19 protein-coding genes and 1 other RNA gene are annotated in these 22,850 nt (G+C 42.0%); 11 read left to right on the forward strand and 9 right to left on the reverse strand.

Features of this window, described 5'->3' with window-relative positions:
* Positions 1 to 290: 290 nt before the first annotated feature.
* Together dnaK and grpE are read right to left on the reverse strand one after the other, a co-directional pair.
* Entirely contained in the window at positions 291 to 2,204 is a 1,914-nt protein-coding gene (gene dnaK / locus OJ16_RS12885; RefSeq protein WP_040991306.1) for a molecular chaperone DnaK, read from the reverse strand.
* 320 nt (positions 2,205 to 2,524) lie between these two features.
* Positions 2,525 to 3,127 (reverse strand): nucleotide exchange factor GrpE, encoded by a 603-nt coding sequence (grpE, locus tag OJ16_RS12890; RefSeq protein WP_040991308.1) that lies wholly within the window; start codon positions 3,125 to 3,127, stop codon positions 2,525 to 2,527.
* Between the two features lie 145 nt (positions 3,128 to 3,272).
* Here grpE and nadK point away from each other — a divergent pair, with 145 nt between their 5' ends.
* From nadK to bamE, 3 genes are all read left to right on the forward strand, one after another.
* A complete protein-coding gene (gene nadK / locus OJ16_RS12895) occupies positions 3,273 to 4,157 on the forward strand; it encodes an NAD(+) kinase (protein WP_040991310.1) in 885 nt (294 codons plus the stop codon).
* Between the two features lie 276 nt (positions 4,158 to 4,433).
* Positions 4,434 to 6,098, forward strand: coding sequence for a DNA repair protein RecN (gene recN, locus OJ16_RS12900; protein WP_040991312.1), 1,665 nt, complete (start codon positions 4,434 to 4,436; stop codon positions 6,096 to 6,098).
* Positions 6,099 to 6,249: 151 nt separating this feature from the next.
* Positions 6,250 to 6,609 (forward strand): outer membrane protein assembly factor BamE, encoded by a 360-nt coding sequence (gene bamE, locus OJ16_RS12905; RefSeq protein WP_040991314.1) that lies wholly within the window; start codon positions 6,250 to 6,252, stop codon positions 6,607 to 6,609.
* A gap of 70 nt (positions 6,610 to 6,679) precedes the next feature.
* On the opposite strand, the gene OJ16_RS12910 is transcribed toward bamE, so the two are convergent.
* Together OJ16_RS12910 and OJ16_RS12915 are read right to left on the reverse strand one after the other, a co-directional pair.
* On the reverse strand, positions 6,680 to 7,033 hold the full coding sequence (locus OJ16_RS12910; protein ID WP_040991316.1) for an RnfH family protein: 354 nt from the start codon (positions 7,031 to 7,033) through the stop codon (positions 6,680 to 6,682).
* Entirely contained in the window at positions 7,023 to 7,466 is a 444-nt protein-coding gene (locus OJ16_RS12915) for an SRPBCC family protein (protein WP_040991318.1), read from the reverse strand. Before OJ16_RS12915 ends, OJ16_RS12910 begins: the two co-directional genes overlap by 11 nt.
* Positions 7,467 to 7,583: 117 nt before the next feature.
* On the opposite strand from OJ16_RS12915, the gene smpB reads away from it, so the two are divergent.
* The 5 genes from smpB (at position 7,584) to OJ16_RS12935 (ending at position 12,844) form a co-directional block, all read left to right on the forward strand.
* Positions 7,584 to 8,069, forward strand: coding sequence for an SsrA-binding protein SmpB (smpB, locus tag OJ16_RS12920; RefSeq protein ID WP_040991320.1), 486 nt, complete (start codon positions 7,584 to 7,586; stop codon positions 8,067 to 8,069).
* A gap of 66 nt (positions 8,070 to 8,135) precedes the next feature.
* Positions 8,136 to 8,503, forward strand: a transfer-messenger RNA (tmRNA) gene (gene ssrA, locus OJ16_RS19785).
* Between the two features lie 96 nt (positions 8,504 to 8,599).
* A complete protein-coding gene (locus OJ16_RS12925; protein ID WP_040991322.1) occupies positions 8,600 to 9,874 on the forward strand; it encodes a site-specific integrase in 1,275 nt (424 codons plus the stop codon).
* A 371-nt stretch (positions 9,875 to 10,245) separates the two neighbouring features.
* Entirely contained in the window at positions 10,246 to 11,367 is a 1,122-nt protein-coding gene (locus OJ16_RS12930) for a site-specific integrase (protein WP_052810410.1), read from the forward strand.
* Positions 11,368 to 11,446: 79 nt separating this feature from the next.
* Entirely contained in the window at positions 11,447 to 12,844 is a 1,398-nt protein-coding gene (locus OJ16_RS12935; protein ID WP_052810411.1) for a DUF3987 domain-containing protein, read from the forward strand.
* A gap of 250 nt (positions 12,845 to 13,094) precedes the next feature.
* On the opposite strand, the gene OJ16_RS12940 is transcribed toward OJ16_RS12935, so the two are convergent.
* From OJ16_RS12940 to OJ16_RS12960, 5 genes are all read right to left on the reverse strand, one after another.
* Positions 13,095 to 13,514: a hypothetical protein gene (locus OJ16_RS12940; protein WP_040991324.1), complete on the reverse strand. Its 420-nt coding sequence runs from the start codon at positions 13,512 to 13,514 to the stop codon at positions 13,095 to 13,097.
* A gap of 7 nt (positions 13,515 to 13,521) precedes the next feature.
* On the reverse strand, positions 13,522 to 14,682 hold the full coding sequence (locus tag OJ16_RS12945) for a GIY-YIG nuclease family protein (protein ID WP_040991326.1): 1,161 nt from the start codon (positions 14,680 to 14,682) through the stop codon (positions 13,522 to 13,524).
* Complete coding sequence (locus OJ16_RS12950) at positions 14,683 to 16,629, reverse strand: DEAD/DEAH box helicase (protein ID WP_040991329.1); 1,947 nt, start codon at positions 16,627 to 16,629, stop codon at positions 14,683 to 14,685.
* A complete protein-coding gene (locus OJ16_RS12955; protein ID WP_040991331.1) occupies positions 16,629 to 19,313 on the reverse strand; it encodes a DNA methyltransferase in 2,685 nt (894 codons plus the stop codon). The genes OJ16_RS12950 and OJ16_RS12955 overlap by 1 nt, the downstream gene beginning before the upstream one ends.
* Before the next feature lie 127 nt (positions 19,314 to 19,440).
* On the reverse strand, positions 19,441 to 19,785 hold the full coding sequence (locus OJ16_RS12960; protein WP_040991333.1) for a hypothetical protein: 345 nt from the start codon (positions 19,783 to 19,785) through the stop codon (positions 19,441 to 19,443).
* 213 nt (positions 19,786 to 19,998) lie between these two features.
* Between OJ16_RS12960 and OJ16_RS12965 the strand changes: the two genes are divergently transcribed.
* The 3 genes from OJ16_RS12965 (at position 19,999) to OJ16_RS12975 (ending at position 22,751) form a co-directional block, all read left to right on the forward strand.
* Entirely contained in the window at positions 19,999 to 20,832 is an 834-nt protein-coding gene (locus OJ16_RS12965; protein ID WP_040991335.1) for a phage protein, read from the forward strand.
* A gap of 2 nt (positions 20,833 to 20,834) precedes the next feature.
* Positions 20,835 to 21,137 carry a hypothetical protein gene (locus tag OJ16_RS12970; protein ID WP_040991337.1) on the forward strand — a complete coding sequence of 101 codons (303 nt, stop codon included), beginning with the start codon at positions 20,835 to 20,837 and terminating at the stop codon, positions 21,135 to 21,137.
* Between the two features lie 375 nt (positions 21,138 to 21,512).
* Positions 21,513 to 22,751 carry an integrase domain-containing protein gene (locus tag OJ16_RS12975; RefSeq protein ID WP_040991339.1) on the forward strand — a complete coding sequence of 413 codons (1,239 nt, stop codon included), beginning with the start codon at positions 21,513 to 21,515 and terminating at the stop codon, positions 22,749 to 22,751.
* Positions 22,752 to 22,850: the final 99 nt, after the last annotated feature.

Here is a 22,850-nt window from a genome sequence, read left to right on the forward strand (position 1 = left end):
TCATTGCTGCAAACAACTCTAAAAATAGAGCCGCTTAATGTTTTATATCATTCTAGCTAAAAGCTTTTTCATCAAACTCATTACTTAAAGTCGTTAACCCAAAGTATTTAGCTAGAAAGACAAACTCTAATTACAAACATACGGGCGTGAGAGTTGCCTCTGACGCCCGCATTTGAATTCCAATAAGGATTTTCTAGGATAGGTAGCTTTGAACTCTAGAAGGAGACGCACCGCTCACGAGAGTCAGTGAGCGCCTCCGACAACGAAATCTCGCTACCTAGCGACGAAAATTACTTCTTATCGTCTTTCACTTCTTCAAACTCAGCATCAACAACATCATCTTCTTGAGATTGCTGTTGTTGGCCTGCGTCAGCACCTTGTTGTGCTTGAGCTTGCTGTTGAGCGATTTCCATTAGCTTTTGAGCCGCAGCTGCTAGCGCTTGAACTTTCGCATCGATTGCTTCTTTGTCGTCGCCTTTACGTGCAACTTCAAGTTCTGCGATTGCTGCTTCAATCTTCTCTTTCTCGTCTGCAGGAAGCGCTTCACCCGCTTCTTCAATTTGCTTACGAGTACCGTGAATCATTTGGTCAGCTTGGTTACGTGCAGTCGCTAGCTCTTCGAACTTTTTGTCCGCTTCTTTGTTCGCTTCTGCTTCTTGAACCATTTTCTCGATGTCTTCATCGCTTAGACCGCCAGAAGCTTGGATCGTGATCTTCGTTTCTTTACCAGTCGTTTTGTCTTTCGCAGATACGTTTAGGATACCATCCGCATCAAGGTCGAAAGTTACTTCGATTTGTGGCATGCCACGTGGCGCAGCTTGAATGCCTTCTAGGTTAAATTGACCTAGAGATTTGTTCATGCTTGCTTGCTTACGCTCACCTTGGATTACGTGAATCGTTACTGCGCTTTGGTTGTCTTCAGCTGTAGAGAAAACTTGGTTTGCTTTTGTTGGGATAGTCGTGTTTTTCTCAACAAGCTTAGTCATTACGCCGCCCATTGTCTCGATACCTAGAGACAGTGGAGTAACGTCTAGTAGCAATACGTCTTTCACTTCACCCGCTAGTACACCACCTTGAACTGCAGCACCCATTGCTACTGCTTCATCAGGGTTTACATCGCGACGTGCTTCTTTACCGAAGAACTCAGCCACTTTTGCTTGAACCATAGGCATACGAGTCTGACCACCCACTAGGATTACGTCAGTGATATCGTTTACTGATAGGTCAGCATCTGCTAGAGCAACTTTTAACGGCTCTAGAGAACGTTGTACTAGGTCTTCAACTAGAGATTCTAGTTTCGCACGAGTCACTTTTACGTTCATGTGCTTAGGACCAGTCGCATCTGCAGTTACGTAAGGTAGATTCACGTCAGTTTGAGTAGTAGAAGAAAGCTCGATTTTCGCTTTTTCTGCTGCTTCTTTAACACGCTGCATCGCTAGAGGATCAGTCTTAAGATTGATGCCTTGCTCTTTTTGGAATTCGTCAACTAGGTAGTTGATCATGCGAGTATCGAAATCTTCGCCACCTAGGTGAGTGTCACCGTTGGTTGCTAGAACTTCGAATGTTTTCTCGCCTTCAACTTCATCGATTTCGATGATAGAGATATCGAATGTACCACCACCAAGGTCGTATACTGCGATAGTGCGATCGCCGCCTTTTTTATCAAGACCGTATGCAAGTGCTGCTGCCGTTGGTTCGTTGATGATACGTTTAACTTCTAGACCTGCGATACGGCCAGCATCTTTTGTTGCTTGACGCTGTGCATCGTTAAAGTATGCAGGAACTGTGATAACAGCTGCCGTTACTTCTTCACCTAGGAAATCTTCTGCTGTTTTCTTCATCTTTTTCAAGATTTCAGCTGAAACTTGAGGAGCAGCCATTTTTTGGCCTTGCGCTTCTACCCAAGCATCACCGTTATCAGCTTTTACAATTTTGTAAGGCATGATTTCGATATCACGCTGAACTTCTTGGTCTTCAAAACGACGACCGATCAAACGCTTGATTGCAAATAGCGTGTTAGTTGGGTTTGTAACTGCTTGACGTTTAGCAGGTTGACCTACTAGTGTTTCACCGTCTGTGTATGCAACAACCGATGCGGTTGTACGCTCGCCTTCCGCGTTTTCAATTACACGTGGTTTGTCGCCGTCTAAAACTGCAACACAAGAGTTAGTAGTACCTAAATCAATACCAATGATTCTACCCATCAGGCTATCTCCGAATAAATTCTATTTTATTTTGCTCTATCCCATATGTGGGGGATAAAGAATTGGGTTTCAACCCTTGCTCACAAACAAACATGATTACGTTTGCTTCTTGTATGCACCTTAGATAAGGGCGTCAAAACGCATTTCAAGGGAAAAAACAAAAAAAATTGGAATTTTTTATGCTTTTATCGATTTAAATGAATTAATCGGTCTTTTTCCCTCTGGTTTTCGTAAATCACGCCCCCACCACCATTCTCAAAACATAAAAAAACGCCCCCTCTTACGAAGGGGCGTTAACAATATAAGAAAATGGTGAAACGTTATTTTGCAACCATAACCATGGCTGGACGAATCACGCGACCATTTAGCTCATAACCTTTCTGCATAACAAACATTACCGTGTTTGCTGCGTGGTCAGGGCTTTCTTGGATCGACATCGCTTGGTGGAATTCAGGGTTGAATGTTTCACCTTCTGGATTGATCTCTTTCAAACCAAATTTCGCGATCGTATCAACAAATGTTTTATGCGTAAGTTCGACACCTTCAAACAGAGGCTTCACCGCTTCATGCTCAGCATCCGCTGCGGCAATTGCGCGCTCTAGGTTATCGATAACCGGAAGAAGGCCTTCAGCAAATTTGTTCAGTGCGTACTTACGCGCTTTATCAATTTCCGTTTCAGTACGACGACGCATATTTTCTACTTCTGCTTTCGCACGCAGTACGCTGTCTTGCTGCTCTTTGATTTTTGCTTCACTTGAAAGTAACGCGGCTTCTAATTGTGCAATCTTTGCTTCTTGCACGTCTTGCTCACTCTCTTCGTTCCATTCGATATCAGCTTCTGTACCAACCGCTTCAACTTCAGTTTCTACTGTGTTTTGTTGTTGTACTTCTTCTTCGTGGATTTTTTTGTCTTCGTTGCTCATGATATCTCCAGAATTCGACGCTTTGTCTTGCTAATACATCACGATTATTCGGCGTTAGCTACACAAAAACTCGCATATTGTTCACTCTTGCCATTATTATGGGGATGAAGATTATTGATTCAAGTCCATTTCGATCGGAAAAGTTATGAAAAAACCTTTTGAAGTTATCGCCATCATAGGAAAACCTCGAGATCAACAAGCAATTCAAACCCACCAGGAATTGTATTATTGGCTCATGGAGCAAGGTTACCGCGTTTATATTGACGATAGACTGAGCGAAATCCTTGACGACATTCCTCAAGCGCATTTTGCCAGCCTGATTCAATTGGGTAAAGTTGCCGATCTCGCGATTGTGGTGGGTGGTGATGGCAACATGTTGGGAGCTGCTCGTGTTCTCTCTCGCTTTGACATTCGAGTCATTGGTGTCAACAGAGGTAATCTAGGGTTTCTAACAGACCTGAACCCAGAAGACTTCCACGCTACGTTAAAGGCGGTGTTAGAGGGTGAGTACATTGAAGAAGAGCGCTTCTTGCTCGAAACTGAGATTCATCGCCATAAACAAATTAAAAGCCATAACGCAGCATTAAATGAGGCCGTGCTCCACCCTGGTCAAGTTGCGCGCATGATTGAATTTGAAGTCTATATTGATGATATTTTCGCTTTTTCTCAACGCTCTGACGGCTTAATTATTTCGACCCCAACCGGCTCAACCGCTTACTCATTATCCGGTGGAGGCCCGATCCTTTCTCCAAGCCTCAACGCGATTTCATTGGTGCCGATGTTTCCACACACATTGTCCAGCCGCCCATTGGTGGTAGACAGCAAAAGACGCATCAAACTCGTTGTATCTCCTGACAACCGAGGCACACAAGAAGTGAGTTGTGATGGTCAAGTCTCACTGCCCGTTTCACCCGGTGATGAAATTCATATCTATCAAAGCCCTAATATTTTGACGCTCATACACCCGAAAGATTATAGCTACTATCATGTATTACGTAGCAAGCTGGGGTGGTCGAGTAAGCTTTTTTAATGATTTAAGACGCGAAGCTTCGGCTTCGCGTTACTCCCTAGCTTCCTGAGCATCCCCCAGCGCTTCCTTTCACGCCTATCTTCAAGCCTTGCTTCGCCACCCTCGAGTTCTTTTATTAGCTTCCACTTACAATAAATCACGCTACAAACTCCCGACCTTTAGTCGCAGCACCCTGATCTTATTCACAAAAAAATTTTACCCCACATCTTTACTGTATAAAGAAACAGTATATACTGACATTATATACAGTATTGTTCATTTAAACAGGTAATCAAAATGCTGGCTCATCTAAGTGTTAATAATTTCGCTATTGTTAAATCTTTGCAGCTAGAGCTCTCCAAAGGAATGACCACCATCACAGGTGAAACCGGCGCGGGTAAATCTATCGCTATCGACGCACTTGGCTTATGCCTAGGCGGCAGAGCGGACGCTGGAATGGTGCGACAAGGTGAAGAAAAAACCGAAGTGAGTGCTGCTTTTTCATTAGAGAACAACGTCCACGCAATGCGATGGTTAGAAGATAACGAACTGCTCGATGGCAATGACTGTATATTGCGCCGTACGATTACCAAAGATGGCCGATCGCGTGCTTTTATCAATGGCAGCCCTGTCCCTCTTTCACAGTTAAAATCACTGGGTCAAAGGCTCATTAATATTCACGGCCAGCATGCGCATCATCAACTGATGAAAAGCGAATATCAATTAGCCATGCTTGATCAATATGCCGGTCACCTCAACCTGCTTAAAAGCACCCGCAATGCTTACCAAGTGTGGCGACAAGCAGACAATAGCTTGAAGCAATTGCGTGAAAATAGCGCGCAGAATCAAGCGCAAAAGCAATTGCTAGAATACCAAATCAAAGAGCTCAACGAGCTCTCTCTTGGCGAGGATGAATATGAGCAACTCGAACAAGAACACAAACGCCTCTCGAATAGTGGAGAGCTTGCCTCAACCTGCCAGCAAGCCATCGAACTTATATACGAAGGCGAAGAAGTTAATGCGCTTAGTATTTTGCAATCGGCCAATCAGTCCTTAATTGAGCTGGCCGAATTGGACGAAAAACTGGCCGAACTGCCAAATATGCTGTCAGAAGCGATCATTCAAATTGAAGAAGCCAACACGGAACTGCGTCATTACCTCGATAGTATTGATGTGGACCCTGCTCGTATGGCATTTGTTGAAGAGCGATTTTCTAAAGTTATGTCGATGTCGCGTAAGCACCACGTTTTGCCTGAAGATCTCTACCAGCATCATCAAGATTTGCTAACGCAAATCGAACAACTTGATTGTTCTGATGAAAAATTAGACGAACTCGCGCACGACGTCGAAGCCAAATATCAAGCCTTCACCGCCAGCGCCGAAAAACTGGGGAAATCTCGCAGCCGTTATGCCAAAGAATTAAACAAATTAATTACCGCGAGCATGCATGAACTCAGCATGGAAAAAGCACAATTTAGCATTGAGGTAAACAATACGGGCACACACCCTTCGCCTCTAGGTTTAGACAGTGTTTGCTTTGTGGTCTCTACAAACCCAGGCCAACCAATGCAACCTATTGCAAAAGTGGCTTCTGGTGGTGAGCTTTCACGGATTTCATTAGCGATCCAAGTGATCACTGCTCAAAAAGTTGATACACCGAGTTTAATTTTCGATGAAGTCGATGTCGGTATCAGTGGGCCGACCGCCGCTGTTGTCGGAAAAATGCTACGCAAACTGGGTGAGTCTACCCAAGTCATGTGTGTCACTCACTTGCCGCAAGTTGCGGGATGTGGCCACCAGCAACTGTTTGTGGCTAAGCAGACCAAAGCAGGCAAAACCGAAACGCAAATGAATCAACTTTGTGAAGAGAAGCGCGTCGCCGAATTAGCCCGCTTACTTGGTGGTAGCAAAATTACGGAATCAACGTTAGCTAACGCCCGTGAACTGCTCGTCGCGGCTTAATCGACATTTTTTCGTGAATTATGTCCTGACTTTGCAACCTAACTCAAAAATCGTGGTCTGAACTTATTCAAAACAAGATGAGCTTTTTACATTACGGGCTAGCTTGTTTATTATCAGGCCAGTTTATATGGATAGTTACAAGAATTTGAGTATGCAATTGAAAAAGTGGCTTATCACAATCCCTCTAGCCCTTACGATGCTAACGGGCTGTTCACTACTAGAAAAATTGGTTTATCGTATTGATATAAACCAAGGCAACTATGTAGAACAAGAAGCAGTAAACCAATTGAAGTTTGGCATGAGCAAAGAGCAAGTTCGCTATGTCTTAGGCTCATCAATGCTTGTTGAAAATGGGTACCCAGACACTTGGTATTACATTTATCTGCACACGGAAGGTCACAACGAATCTATTCAGCGCAATTTGATCGCAAACTTTGACGAGCAAGGCCGTTTAGTTGAAATCAAAGGGGACTTCCCTACGAGTGACACCTTCTTTGAAAGTATCAACTAACAAAACTTTCGATTAAAAATAGGCCCGCCATTTGGCGAGCCTATTTTTTTACATCACGTAATACCAAGATCTAGTCTTTTTTACGCATCTCATTAGGTTTGCCACCCGTGACAGGATCAGCGGTACCCGCAGCTTTAGCTTGTTCAGCGCGCTTACGACGAATATCTTTCGGGTCAGCTAATAACGGACGATAAATTTCAATGCGATCGCCGTTTCTAACCGTCGCATCCAACCGAACATTACGGCTAAACACGCCTACTTTATTCTGTTTCAAATCAATCTCAGGGTAGAGTTCTAACACCCCTGATTGAGCGATAATTTCTTCAACGATCATCGCTTGATTCACAACAAGCGTAAACACTCGCTGTTCATTCGGTAGTGCGTACACCACTTCGACGTGAATCATTTCCGACTCAATACTCATAACACTGATACACCTGTTTCGCGCGCTTGGTAAATGAATTGACCATATTACTCGTCAACTCATTGAAAATCTTTCCAAAAGCCATTTCAATCATCTTACTTGAAAATTCAAATTCCAGCTTTAGCTCAACTTTACACGCTTGATCATCAAGTGGTGTAAAGTACCACCCCCCTTTTAACGTTTTAAAAGGTCCATCAACCAAGTTCATTACAATCGCCTCTCCTGCGATTAACTCATTGGAAGTAGTAAAGGTTTTACTGATACCCGCTTTTGAGACATCAACAGAAGCAACCATCGACGTTGCGTGGCTCTCTAAGACGCGAGAACCCGAACACCCTGGCAAAAACTCAGGATAGCTGGCGACATCATTCACCAGATCAAACATTTGCTCTGCACTAAATGACACCAATGCAGAACGGCTGACTTGCTTCATATATTCTCCTCACTGCGAACATTCGCACGTATGCTCACAGCAATGTTACTTTTATTTGCGGTAAGCGTAAATAAAGGGATATGCTAAGCCCATTGTGCACTTTATAATGCAGCTATTATGGCAAAGAAAAAAACAACACAAAAAGCGGGTAGTAACACTATCGCGCTAAACAAGAAAGCTCGCCACGAATACTTCATTGATGATGAAATTGAAGCTGGCATGGAGCTACAAGGCTGGGAAGTGAAAGCCCTTCGCCAAGGTAAAGCCAATATCGCAGAAAGCTACGTGTTTATGCGTGACGGAGAAGCCTTTGTCAGCGGAATGACTATCACTCCTCTTAATCAAGCATCCACACACGTTGTCGCAAACCCTACTCGCGTACGTAAGCTTTTAATGAGCCGTCGTGAACTTGACAACCTAACAGGCAGAATCAACCGTGAAGGTATGACTTTGGCGGCCCTTGCTCTTTATTGGGTTAACTCTTGGGTAAAGATCAAAATCGGCGTTGCGAAAGGTAAAAAACTTCACGACAAACGTACTGATCAGAAAGAAAAAGAGTGGGCTCGTGAGAAATCGCGCGTAATGAAGAGCTCATTGCGTTAAACTTAACCACTTAGACGCAGAGTACTAGACAGGCTAAGCTTTTCTGTTACTATGTTTCAAACACTTGGGGCTGATTCAGGATTCGACGGGAATTCAGAAGTCTGAGGTGCATGCCGAGGTGCGGTAGGCCTCGTTAATAAACCGCAAAAAAATAGTCGCAAACGACGAAAACTACGCACTAGCAGCTTAATAACCTGCCAAGAGCCTTTTTGCCCTAGCTTCCGCTTGTAAGACGGGGAATAACAAAGAGTCAAACCCAAACTAGCTAGATCGGATTCTCCCGCCTGAGAGATGAAGTTCGAATTTTAATTCAGGATAGCCATTTACTAGCGTGTCGGTTCGCAGGTGGATGGTGAAATTAAAGATCGACTAAGCATGTAGTACCAATGATGAAAGGTTTTCGGACGCGGGTTCAACTCCCGCCAGCTCCACCAAACGTTTGGAAAGGGCGGTAACTCTTTGAGTTATCGCCCTTTTTGTATTTAAACATCTAGGTCTAGGCTGTTTGTACTAAATTTTGGTACTAAAACATGCGCTATCTACACATTTCAAAATCTGGCATTTGGCAATTTCGTTACCAAGTTCCTCCGCATCATCGTCACCTCTTTGATGACCGTCGTGAGATCAAACGCTCTCTCAAAACATCAGATAAAGCAGAAGCCGCTATTATGGCTCTTGAGCTTGAAATACAGGTTCGCAAGACCATCTTGACGCCAGCGGCAGCAACATCACTCGATAAGCACCCTTCCACACCTACCATTTCGCAAGTAAAGACCCCATCAATAAACGAAGTATCTTGTTATGACGCGCTAGAACGCTTTTGTAAGTACAAAGCCCAGCACATCTCACCGAAAGCGCTAACGATGTTAAAAGCCAAATGTAAAATTGTTCTCGACCTTGTTGGCAAACCACACTTAAAAGCGATTCGACGCTCTGACGCCGAGACGGTGGCATCACTCCTACGCAACTACCCGACCAACCTCAAAAAGCACAAACAATTTAAAGGTATATCAGGTCATGACGCCATCGAGTTAAATAAAAGCTTGGGGCTACCGACACTAAGCGAGGAATCCGTAAGGGACTACTGCCAAAAATTATCTGGGTTCTTTGAATGGTGTCAATTGAACGAACTCACTGACGTTAACCCATTCAAAGCGATCCGATTCAAAAAAACACGTCGAGATAGCGAAGCCAAAAGTGCTTACACTCACACGGATCTTGAGAAAATTTTCGGTGCCATCGCTCGCACCAAACACCAGCACAAACACCCTTATTACTTCTGGCTGCCATTGCTCGCCTATTTTACTGGAGCAAGGCTTAACGAGCTTTGCCAATTCTACAAAGCGGATGTTTACCAAGTCGACGGCATTTGGCTGCTACGCATTGACGACAGGTTTGAGGGACAAAAACTAAAGAACTTAACAAGCCGCCGTATAGTACCAATCCACGCTAAACTGCTTACCCTTGGCTTCATTGAATTTGTGCAATCAGTACAACATGAGCGAGTATTTCCGGAACTAAAAGATTCTAGAGATGGGTTTGGTTCCGCTGCATCGAAATGGTTTGGACGCTTCAAAACTAAGTTAGGGTTCGATAAAGGGCACGATTTTCACTCATTCAGACATACTGTTGCCACTCAATTTAAGAGACAGCAAATATCTCACATTGTCGCTGGTGAGCTGCTTGGTCACTCTCAAAACAGCATCACTTATGATCGATATGGTAAGGGACTAGATGTGAATCAACTTCAAGAGATCATCAACATGATTGATGTCACGCCTGTATCGAAAGCACTCAAAAACTAGTTCATGGAAAATATCGAAACACGCCGAAATCGAGATCAGAACACTAGAACATGCTCATAAAACAAGCACATGATAAATTTCTCCACTGGTAAGACCACGACCAAGAAACAACCATTTTATTAAGATGATTTTTATTTTGTCAAAATTTGAACTAACACCACATAGCAAAATATACCCTCTCACTTGTTAGTTCAAATTTTAATAATTTAATTCCAGCTCAAAAAACTATCAGTTCAATTTTTAGCAAAATTTGCCACTATTGCAATAAAAAATAACGCTGTTAAATTGCCCTCTGTCGACATTACCCATGTGAGTGCATTAAACATGCCTCATTGTAAATTAATACCTAACTATATTTTTGAGAATTTCAAATGCTAGAAGAATCCTTTCTGCTAAATGTAGCTATTACATCTTTGTGCATTTTTGCCTGTGTTTGTATTTATGCTCTTTCAAATATTAAAAAGAACTATCAGACTCCATTCGAAGTCAAAAAAATATATATTAATTCAACGCGTGAATTTAAGACTGCCACAGATAAAAGTATCGACGCTTTGGATTATAAAATTTCTCTATCACTATCTATTTTGGGAACTGATAATCTCGATTCACTAAGTAGAAAACACGCTGAGAATTTAAGAAACCAATTAAAACATTATCCTAAAAATGTACGAAAGCATTCTGAATTTAAAGGGCTGAAGCCTTTAGAGGTAATTGAGTTAAATAAAACTCTTGGTAAACCGACACTAAGCCCAAGAACAATTAAAGGCATCATCCAATGCATGTCAACGTTCTGCACTTGGTGCGTATCACACGGATATATTAAAACTAATCACTTTTATAAGCTGCCAACGCTGAAGCCTAGAGCAAAAGATGTAAGGTTTGATTTCAACGATGAACAACTGACGTCAATCTTTCATATGGATGATTACACCAGTTTTAAGTTTAAACATAGTTATTATTATTGGATTCCACTGCTACTAAGACTAACAGGTGCTCGCTTAAATGAATTGTGTCAGCTATGGCGCGAAGATATTAAATTAATCGATAATATTTGGTGCCTTATTATTCATGAAAACAACGATGGGCAACGAGTTAAGAATATGCATTCAGCTCGTATTATTCCAATTCATTCCGCTTTGCTAGAACGTGGTTTCATTGAATTCGTAAAGTCAAAAAACACTAACTTATTATTTGATGAGTTGAAGGCAAAAAATGGATATTACTCTCACAGCGTATCGAAATGGTTTGCACGCCGTAGAGCTTCACTTGGCTTAGGGAAAGGTCTTGATGCTCATTCTTTCCGACATACATTCTCTTCAGAATTAAAAAGGAAAGAAGTCTCCAAAGCTATTGTAGAAGAATTACTTGGTCATAGCCATAACTCAATTTCTTTTGATTTGTATGGAAAGAAGTTTCAACCAAGCAAACTATTAGAAGTCGTAGAATTAATTGATGACTCTCACATTTCACATATAAAGCCATTTTACAATTAAGGCATCACCTTAACCAACTTAGGTCTAGTTTATTTATATTTAATTAGACCTCAATTTAAAATAAAAAATCGAGACATTTATGTTTAATTACATTAAAAAATTCTTCACATCGCAAGATGATATTACTGAACAATTTACTGATAACATTCAGGTTACGTCTATTGAAAAAACAAGCTTCAATGAGAATGAACTTGTAGCTATTCCACCAAAACTACGCCAAGAAGCTTACTATAGTTTCCTATCAGAAATGTCTGATGATTTGACTCATAAAAATGAAGCCAAACGTGAATTTGTCGCAAATAATATTATGATGGGCATTGCAGCTTCAATTCCATCAACTTATTTCGTCCTACCTTTTGCTGCGGGTCAAACAGAAATTCGTAATTTCTCCTTGCAAGTTCTTCCAACAGGATGTGGCAAAGGTGTTACCGAAAAACAAACTAGTGCTTTATTTAATGAAGCCATTCATCAATTAGGTGAAAATAGTAAGAGTACCCAATCAGGTCTTCCGTTATACGCAAGAGTTTTTACTGGTGGATTATCAACTGGTGAGGGAATTGCTTATGAGCTTCGTGATGGTATTACTAATCAAAATGGAGAATCACAACAAGGTGTAGAAGATAAAAGGCTTTTAGTACGAGAACCCGAGTTTTATAATATTATGGTAAAAAGTAATACTCCGGGCAGTATTCTGAGTGGTACCATACGCAAGTTATTTGACGCAGAATCACTTGAACCAATGACGAAAACAGATCGCGTAAAGTGTACAAAGCCTGACGTATGTATCCTTGGCCAAATTACTCCTGAAGAGCTAGTGGCAAAGTTGGATTCTGTTTCTATTTCAAATGGTTTCTTAAATAGATTCCCCATCTTCTCTGGAACTGAACCTGTTTATGAACCAATTCCAAAAGTAACTGAAAAAGAAATTCTTCAAAAACATGCAAAAAAACTGAATGAAGTTATGCGCTGGTGCCACGAAAGCCCAAAAACTCTGACGATGGGTGATTGCTACGAAGAGCTATGGCGCGAGAAATACGGTGACTTAAAGCAAATCGGTGCAAATGGATCCATTGAAAAGTCGCTTATGACCAGAGCACCTCACTACGCGACTATGTATGCAATGTTGTTTGCAGCGCTAGATATGACCACTGTATTAACAGCAAATCATCTGACAGCATCTTTAGCGTGGATCGACTACTGGCATGAATCAGTCAGGTATATTTTTGGAACTGAAGCAGCAGCTTACAAGGCAGAGCAGACAAATCTTCAAGCCTTTGAAGTTCTCAAGAAGATTAAAGAATTGGTAGCTGCGAATAATGGTCAACCAATCACCCGTACACCGTTACAGCAAGCCTTGGGTAAAAAATACACATCCAAACAACTCAGCGATGTATTGAAATTCTTGCAAGAATTACCCAGAGCACCAATTGCTGTAACCAAGCATCAGCATAACAAGCAGCTAATCTCCCTCACGTAGCAACCTAAACTACTGAAACTACCCAAGCTAGTCTAGATTGGGTAGTTTAGTTAGTTTGAGGAGCGTTGGGTCACAGGATATCTTTCAAGCGAAGCTCAATGATACTCAAATCCAATCTTGCTATACACATGCCAATCTTCAACATCAAAATATGTTTCGTTTAACACTATGGGGTTCAAGGAAGGAAAACGACTTAAACCACCCAAACTGATCTTGATTGGGTAGTTTAGTTAGTTTGAGGAGCGTTGGGTCACAGGCTCTCTTTCAAGCGAAGCTCAATTGCGTCTTTTAATTCCTGTAACTCTTCTTTGTCTTCACAATTATCGATAAAGCGGTGGCAAACCTCTGATGGTTCATCTTCTTGAACAACCTCTGCCCATAAAAAATTAGTCCAGTCAAAGTAATGCGATCCCTCAGCATCAACATTGATAAGCCCTATAAGTTCAACAATTGAACGAATCTCTTCTATTCTCGCATCAACAAGAATAAGCGGCTTCAGAACTTTGAGTTCCAAAACCTGAGTTAAGCTCAAATGCTCAACTTTATCTGGGTCAAATGACAGAACGCCCTCAGCAAACAAATAACGCAAAGACATTCTCTGAATACCCATCGCATCAAGGTGTGTCTGAATCGGAAACAAGTCCTTTTGCGTGCCAAACTCATCAGACATCACTCGGCTACCTCTCCACAATCTGCTGAGTTATAGCATCATAACGATAGTTAACGATGTCACCCGTGATCAGCATCTGTATTGCTTGTTTAATGCATTCTAGGGGAGCAATAAACCATTCTCTAGGTGTATGAGCAATCCCTTTGTGATCAGCTACTTTCACATCCAAACAAGAATGACCAAAGAAAGTATGCAATAAACCCTCAAACTTATTTGCTCTCATGTTGTAGCACTCAAACTCTGAGACTAATTGAACTGGTGCCATCAGGTAAGTTGGCTCATTCTCTGCATTGGCAATACGCTGTTTTACCGGAGTTGTTGAGTAACCGATCTTATAGAGGTTATTCACACTGTTAATCTCTGGCTCACTACTTAAAGATTTTAGGATGTAAATATAACCAGACTTTTGATCCTCACGAGTGATGTTTAGCAGTTCATCTAAAGCTTTATCACTCTTGTCTAGGATTCGTCTACCCGTTTCGTCCTTATACAGTTCGGTAGCCAGCGAGCGTAGTAACATGTCTGATTCCGTACCATTCTCAAAAACAAGATGCAATCGAGCATTTACCTTACCATTCTTCTTTTGCCTCTCTTCCATGTCTGAGACATAGCAAGTGATGCCATGGAGAATGAAGAACATACCCTTTTGAATTTGTTGCTCACCAGTAAATTGAACCGCTTCTTTTTCGCCAGTCTTAAGATCTGCGTGACACTGTTGAAACAGAGGTTCATAGTCGTCAAAGTTGGCACACTTCTTACGCTTGGCAACATGACGGGGCATTTCTAAAGTCTTCTTAACGTGCTTTAGATTAAAGATGCTGTCATCAGGCAGATCCAATATCCCTAGTGCGTCATCAGTAAGTATCGCTTCAATAGAATCCGGTTTAAGTTCTTCTAATCGAGGTAACAGTCCATGAATATCGAACTGCTCTAGCGCACGACAATGCTGTTCATTGCTACGGATAGACTCTAGGCTTTTACTGCGCATCAGCTCAATCGGGTTGCCACGATTCGCCTGTGGCTCTCTTCCATTCTTATCAAAAAACTCATTAATCTGCTTAAACTTAGCCAGTAAATGGTCATCGGCTGTTGGTGCCGATGATTTAGGTTTTGTTTTTAATAAGCCTTGCGTATCTGAAGCAAGGATATCTTTCAGCCAATCTTCCATCTACATTGCCTCTTTCTGAGCTTGTGCTGCCTGCTCTTGAGCAAGGCGGCGCAGATAGATAATGCACTGAGCCAACTCACGTTCACGACCATTACGAGAATTAATATCTGGATGTCGCCCGCCATTTGCATTTACAAACTCTTGAACTTTCGGCCACAGTGCAATGGCTTCTTCTTTGGACATTTGCATGCGAGTCGATTCGATAGAGTCTTGAATCAACTTGAGCGTATCGGTGTTAACTGCTTTTGACAGAATCTCAAATGCCTTCTGGAACGGGTTTACCTGATCGATAAGGTCAATGTGTAGCTCATCAATATTGATGAACTTATCCGCCATGCGAACAAACTTCTTGCCCCCCTCTTCTTTAATCTCAGAAGTTGAGATCGCTGAATCCACAACCACTCGTTGACGAATCTCCTCTATCTCATCTTTAGAAAGATCAGGGTACTTCTTCTCGATAAGTTTAGGGATCAACACCTTGTTGATAACTTCAGGATCGTGACCTGCTGCTGAGGCTTTGACGATGTTGTCATCTTGCAAAATAGAGGCTTTTAGATCATCAAGGTCTGTTTCTAATATCTGCTTAGTACGCTTGGTACTTGGCTCTTTTAAACCACCAATACTGATCACTCCAGGCGGTGTTGGCTCCTTATCGGCTGGATCTTTTGCTTTAAACTTAAAGTTTGGTGCCAACACTTGCTCCATGAGAAGAGAACATGTGATTGCCTTGAGCATGTTGTTCACAGCATAGTTAACCTGATCACTTGAAGCATCAGGTTCCGCAATCAAGTTGGTAAACTGAGCGTGAGTCTTATTGTGGCTATCACGAGTACAACGACCAATAATCTGTACGATTTCAGTCAAAGAGTTGCGATACCCAATCGTCAAAGCATGCTCACAAAAACTCCAGTCAAAGCCCTCTTTCGCCATGCCTAGCGCAATAATGATATCGATGTCATCTTCATGCTTGATATCACGTAAAAACGCTTGGGTTTTCTCTCTGTCTTTTTCATCCCATACGAGGTCGGCAACTTTGATGATTTTGCCATCTTCTTTACGCTTGATATGAATGACGCCAGTCTCAGGATCAGTGAACTGGTGCTCACCAATAATGTCCAAGATTGCCGCAACCTGTTCATACTTATCATCTTTTCCCGATTCAGCAGAGTTTACATTAGGGATATGAACAATCGTTTTCTTATCGGTATCCAACACCTCTTCAATTGCTGTGAGGTAATGCCCCTTATAGAAGTGGTAGCCGATACCCAAAGATTTGAGGTACTGATAGCCGTTCAACTGCTCGTAATAGTTAAAAGAAACCTTATCGAACTTCATCTCATCTTCTGGGGTCAGGATAGATACACTATCCCCACGGAAGTAAGACCCCGTCATCGCGACGATGTGTGCGGTGCTGTTCTCAATAAGCGCACGCAACACATCACCCAACACGTTGTCACCATCAGCAGAAACATGGTGGAATTCATCGATTGCCAATAAGGTATTGTCAAAAGCTGAGTCTTCTAACTCTTGGTATGCAAAGCGTAAGGTAGCGTGAGTACAGATTAAAATACGCTCATCACTATCTAAAAACTCTTTAAAGATTTTAACTTTGCTTTGATTGCTGGCAGATGTACAAAGGTTGTAATGCGGATTGATGTTCCAATCCGCAAAGAAACCGAATTTATTTAGCTCAGTGTAGCCAAAAGAGCCGCCGATAGAACGTTCAGGAACGGCAACAATTACCTTATCGATGCCTTGGTTATGAAGCTTGTCTAAACCAATGAACATTAGGGCACGAGATTTACCAGAAGCAGGTGGTGCTTTAATCAGTAAATATTGACTTGCACGCTGCTCAAAAGCGCGAGCCTGCATGGCTCTCATCCCCATCTCATTGGTGTTGGTGCTTTCACCTGTTTGAGCATAAGTTACATTGACTAAATCAGGCATTATTTAGTCTCCATTATCATACGATGATATGTATTAAACAGAGCTGCCAAACGCGCTTCATGTTCTAAAAGTGGTTTTTTTGAGAAAAGTGAACAAACTAATTTGTCAACAGCCTCATGAGCTTCTCTCAGTATAAGTGGCATTAGTTCTGGATCATATAGTTTCGCGAGAGAGTGCTCAGGATAACTTTCACGTGCAGTGATTACATTTATAGCAAGCTCTGATAACGATTCTTTTTGAGCTTCAGTCAGAGCAGGTAAAGGGAATGTGTTATACAAAAGTGCTGCTGAGTAACGATAGTCAGACTTTAATCTTCCCCCAATAGCCTTTATCCATGTCATATGCATAGAAGAACTCAGAATAGCAAAGTGCCAAAGCTCTGCATTTGGAATAACATATATTTGGTTTGAGGCAATTGTGTCAGGCTCGTAAAATTTAGCTGGTATATACTCTCTTCTTTCGGAAGAAATTGTAGGAAATGCTAAATAAGGTGAATCTGGCTGTCTTATCTCTGCAAACTTGTGAGGAACAGATGCTAATTTTACAGTGGCAGCTCGATCACTTTGCTCTCGCCAACACTTTACTCGATTCACTCTCTCAGATAATTTCTCACTATGTTCATAGCCACTATCTAGCCATAAACAATATCTTTCATTTCCTTGAATAAGCTCTTTTGAGCCGACAAATTCTCTAATGTATTTTTGGGCAACATTATCATGAGATAATTCTTCAGCTTCTTCTTTAGATAAAGTTAGATTACCATCATCTAATGCAAAGCTACCGTAGTTCACTGGGGGTAATTGAGATAAACATTTTTTTCTTTGCTCGACAAAAACAGACTCTGCTGGTGACAAATATGCATTAATATTATCCACTGTTAATATGCTGCGTTCATCATAGATAAACTTTGGGGCTTTGGTGGTATTTCTTATACCTATGATTACGCAGATAACAGCAGCCTTATTTTTTGCATTGTTCGTCCATTTAAACGATGAGTAACAAAAGTCAATCTCAATTGCCTTTTCAAAAATAGCAGGCCATAGCGTTTCAACTTGCACCCCCTGAACAATCGAGTTAGTTGACACAAATGCAGCTTTGACAGCATTCTTTCCTGCACAGTACAGGGACGCTTTATAGAACCAAATAGCGATGTAGTCTAGGTTGTGACAACCTTTAAGATGCTTGAGAAGATCTTTTAGCTCGGATTTTTGTTGCTTGTTCTGCTGTCTAGCCCCAAGATATGGAGGATTACCCAATATATAAACCTCATCCGTTTCTGTTGCAGGACAAACTAATTCCCAATCAACTACAGCAGCATTGCCCGCAACAATTCTCCCACTTTGCTTCAATGGAAGCGTTGGTGCCGTGTAACCAAACTCGGTCTCAAACACCATGTTCATCTGGTGCTCGACTAACCAAAGAGAAAGAATCGCCATCTCATGAGCAAAGTCATCAAGTTCGATACCATAGAACTGGTCAAGACGGATTGCCGAATGAGACTCGTCAAATAACCCCATCATTCCTGAGTCCGACTCGCCCTCTAGCTCACGAATGCGCTTGAGAATCTCAATCTCTAGCTCACGAATTTCTTTATAGGTAATGATCAAGAAGTTGCCTGAGCCACACGCTGGGTCAAAGAACTTAATGCGGCTTAGACGCACCTGAAGTTTCTTTAGTTTGTTGATGTTGTCATTACACTTATCAAACTCTTCATAAAGATCGTTCAAGAACAGCGGCTCAATCACTTTCATGATGTTTGATACCGATGTGTAGTGCATCCCCATTTTGCTGCGAGTTTCTGGGTCGGCAACACCTTGAATCATAGAACCGAAGATATCTGGGTTGATATCAGACCAGTCCAAAGAACCAGAATCCAATAGCATACGGCGAGCTTTGGCATCAAACGTAGGCACTTTGATTTGTTTCTTAAATAAACCACCATTCACATATGGGAAGTCATTAAGATACTTAGGTAAATCGTTACGCTGATGTGCCGGTGTATTTAACACATCAAAAAGGCGCTCAAACACACCAACCAAATCGGAACCATCTTCCTGAGTGTGTTGGTTCAAAAGATTCGTGAATTGGTTCTCAGAGAAGATTTTGGTGTCTTCGGCAAAGAAGCAGAAAAGCAAGCGGTTGAGGAATACCACCATCTCATGCAATTGCTCTTTGGTTGCATTCTCTGGGTAGTTAGTTGCTTTGATATGGTCAAAGAAATCTGCCATTTTTTCAGCAGCTTTAACATCCGCAGGGTTCTCACCACGGTAAACCATTTTCTCCATACCCGCCCAAGGCAGGAAGAAGTCGAAGTGCTTCGCTAGTTGACCAAGCTCGATATCAAGTGTGTCTTGAGTCTTGGTATCAATAGCAATGAGCTGAGAGAAGTCAGTAACAACAACAAAGCGAATCTTATTAGTAGCAACCGTTTTACTGTTCTTGAGGGCATCAATTTCAGCGAACAAGTTTGAGGTACATGGCTTGAAGTACAGATGACGCTTTAAGATCACTTCACCAGCAGTCTTCGCTAAGTTACGCTCACCTGACTTAACACGGCTGACTACTGATTTACGATGCCCGTAAGCCAACAATAGCTCGTAGACAAAATCATCTTTTGATATTTCTTGGCTTGATACTTGTTTTACCAAGCTCTTAACATTTTCTTCTATTTGTACGCTATTCATGCTTTCTACAACCTAAATGACATTGGTTGCATTGTAATATGGACAGCTTTCTCAAGCTATTCTTGAGTCTAATTTTTGAGGAATGCAAAAGAGCACCAATTTAGGTGCTCTAAAAAACGCAATCACATCAACCTTTGTATGCAGGCGAGGCATCCAAAACATACTTCGCAAGCATCTCTAAAACATCGCTCACATGCTTCTCTCTGCGCTCAACAAGCTGTTTAAAGTTATCAATCGTGACTTCAAGCTGCTCCCCCTCTGCCACTTCCTCTAGCTTAAAAGCATCTTCAGCATGTTTAGTCATTTTCTTGATCCAAGCAAGCTTAGATAAGTTGTCAGCAGACTCCGCATTGGTGATAAAGCCAGCCTGTTTTGCTTTCTTAATCACTTGTTGCTCAAGTGACGTCGTTTCATATTTTTCAAGTTCGTAGCAATACCAAAATAGCTTTTTGGTTAGAATATGTTCAGCCATAACGTTTATTTAAAGAGTAATAATTATTATTGTTGGCTGCAAATATGCTCCGATCTATTAGGGGGAGTTGAGAGGGGTACTCCCATCTCACCAGCGGATAACGAATAGCGAAGCCGTTGTCCTATCTGGAACCAAGCTTAGATATGAAATGTTTCCGCTCAGTTATTTGCAATAACGAAAAAGAATTTTTAAGCTTAAATTAAACAAACCACTATGCTTAAAAACTGGACGGTTACAACACAACCAGTGCGTCTCGCATCAGACGGAGTCTTGATGCGCGAGCGCTACCTACTTAACCCAAAACACGCAAACCACAAACACAGTGAAGCTCTAATCTCCCTTTTTGGTTGTGCTGAAACATCAAATCGAATCGCTATCGCTGGCGAACAATTCAGACTCAATCAACAGTTATATAACCGCCGTGGTGGTCGCCCAATCTCAAGCTATGCCATAGAATATTGCCTAACTTTACCCAAGGGATACCGCCCATCGGATACGCATTGGACATCCATAGTAAAAGATTGCTGTTTAACGTTAGCAAAGCTTTGCAAGCTGAATAAATCTGAGTTCGCTCAATACAGGCAACAGATTCGAGCAGTGCTACACCAACAAAGCCAAAACGGAACCAAGGGAAGTGGCGACCATGTGCATTTAATTATCGGTAAAGTGGTTGGTAACCGTGTTCTAAAGGAACTACAGCAAAAGAAAGCCACCAAGCTTATCAAGCAAGCATTCAATCAATCAGTGCTTAAGCATGTGGGCATCGATCATCGCACTTACGAACCAGTTGAAGTGGAAAAAGGTCGCAGACTCTCGACGTGGCAATATCAGCATCAAAAAGCCACTGACGCGCTTGAAATTGAAAAAACAATCAAACAGATGCAAGTGCAGTTTGACAAGTGGTTAAGGGCGAAAGCAGAACGCGACGAGAGACAACTGAAGCGCCAGAAAAATAGACTACTCAAAACTTATGAAGAACTGAAAGCAAAAAACACATCACCCACACAAACAGAAAATATAAATAAAATTAAAAACGAAATTATTTAAATATGCCTTACTACAACGGAAAGTGGCACTTATATTCAGAAGCGGAAAGACGTGAGTATGGTCGCCAGCAGCGTGAACACCTTAGCCAAATGTGGCACAAAACATGGATTTCGAAAACTGGACTCAAACAAGAACGCAACTGGACTGATACCATGATCAAAAGCTTGCTTGAGGGTAAAGAGCAAAATGCCGGAAAAATTAAAGCTTATAAACGCACTCTGATCGCAAGAATCGAGAAAACCAAAAAATTTCAAGTGGCAATGGCTGAGCGTGTTGCCAAACAGCAGAAGAAACGGAAAGTGTAAATGTAAAGCCAGATCTCGGTTCAACTCCTAAACGAGGAGCTGAACTGAATCTCACATTGAAGCGAATCCCATCAACATTGATTGATGCTCAGTGAAAATGGTACTAAGATACGGTACTAAGTGAACTTTTTCAGAAACAACAAACAACCTAACTCACTGAAGTTGTTGAATTTTGCAAACTTTGATGGCTGCTCCCGCCAGCTCCACCAATTCATTAAATCAAGACGTCTCAGGACGTCTTTTTTTATGCCTGTAATAACCAGAAATCAACAACTTAGCATTCACTAAGGTTCCAGAGTGTTTCATAGCATCTTTGACTTTTAGGAACCGTTGTAGGAACCTAGGTTTTATGTTCCTAACTTTTGGTTCCTACAGATGCCTAGACAAACAAAACAGCTATCCGCTACGGAAGTCAAAAATGCTAGACCAAGAGAAAAAGAGTACTACCTCGTAGATGGACAAGGATTAAAACTACGAGTTTTACCTAGTGGCTCTAAACAATGGCAGCTCAACTATTATCGTCCTACCAGCGGAAAACGCGCCAACTTGAGCCTGGGCCGGTATCCTGATGTATCTCTAGTACAGGCACGAAAAAGCTCACTTTCAGCCAAAGAGCTGATCGCGCAAGATATCGATCCTCAAGAAGAACGTAATCGCCAACAGCAAGCACATAAAGAAATCCACGAACACACCTTCTTAAAAGTCACGTCAGACTGGTTTGAAATTAAGAAAGACTCAGTAACACCTGATTATGCGGTTGATATCTGGCGCTCACTCGAATTGCATATTTTTCCGTATATCGCAGATAAACCGGTTAAAGCGATCACGGCACCTGAGATCATTACTCTACTCAAACCCATTGAAGCAAAAGGCAGCTTGGAAACAGTTAAGCGCCTAGCACAACGCCTAAACGAAGTGATGAATTTCGCCACTAACTGTGGATTGATTCAAGCTAACCCATTAACAGGGATTCGGGCTGCCTTCAAAAAACCGAAAAAAGAAAACATGGCTGCACTTGCACCTGCTGAGCTCCCTGAGCTTATGGGAGCGATTGCTAATGCCAGTATCAAGCGTACTACTCGTTGTTTGATTGAGTGGCAGCTGCATACTATGACGCGTCCCGCTGAAGCCTCTGGTGCAAGATGGGATGAGATTAATTTTGGAGAGAAAATTTGGACGATTCCCGCAGAGAGAATGAAAAAAAGAAGAGAGCACCGCATCCCGCTCACTGAGCAGATGCTGGCACTTTTAGAAGTGATGAAACCGATTAGTGGCCATAGAGAATTTGTCTTTCCTTCAGATCGCGATCCAAAAAAGCCATGTAATAGTCAAACTGCAAACATGGCACTTAAGCGCATGGGCTTTGCAGGAAGGCTCGTAAGCCATGGCTTACGTTCACTGGCAAGTACCACTCTTAACGAACAAGGATTCGATGCTGATTTAATTGAAGCGGCACTGGCGCACGTTGACGACGATCAGGTTCGCAGTGCTTATAACCGCACGGATTATCTAGAACGCAGAAAGCCAATGATGTGCTGGTGGAGCGAGCATATCGAAGAAGCCGCACAAGGCAGCCTCTCTGTTACAGGGACTAGACAATTTAAAGTGATTTAGTCCATTGACTGAACAGAATTTGCTAAACGCCTATCTTTACTGAGAGGCGTTCCCATTACTCATGTATTAGCAAGCGAGCTAAAATAATCAACATATCAT

The organism is Vibrio renipiscarius (assembly GCF_000827885.1).
Taxonomy (GTDB): Bacteria; Pseudomonadota; Gammaproteobacteria; order Enterobacterales; family Vibrionaceae; genus Vibrio; species Vibrio renipiscarius.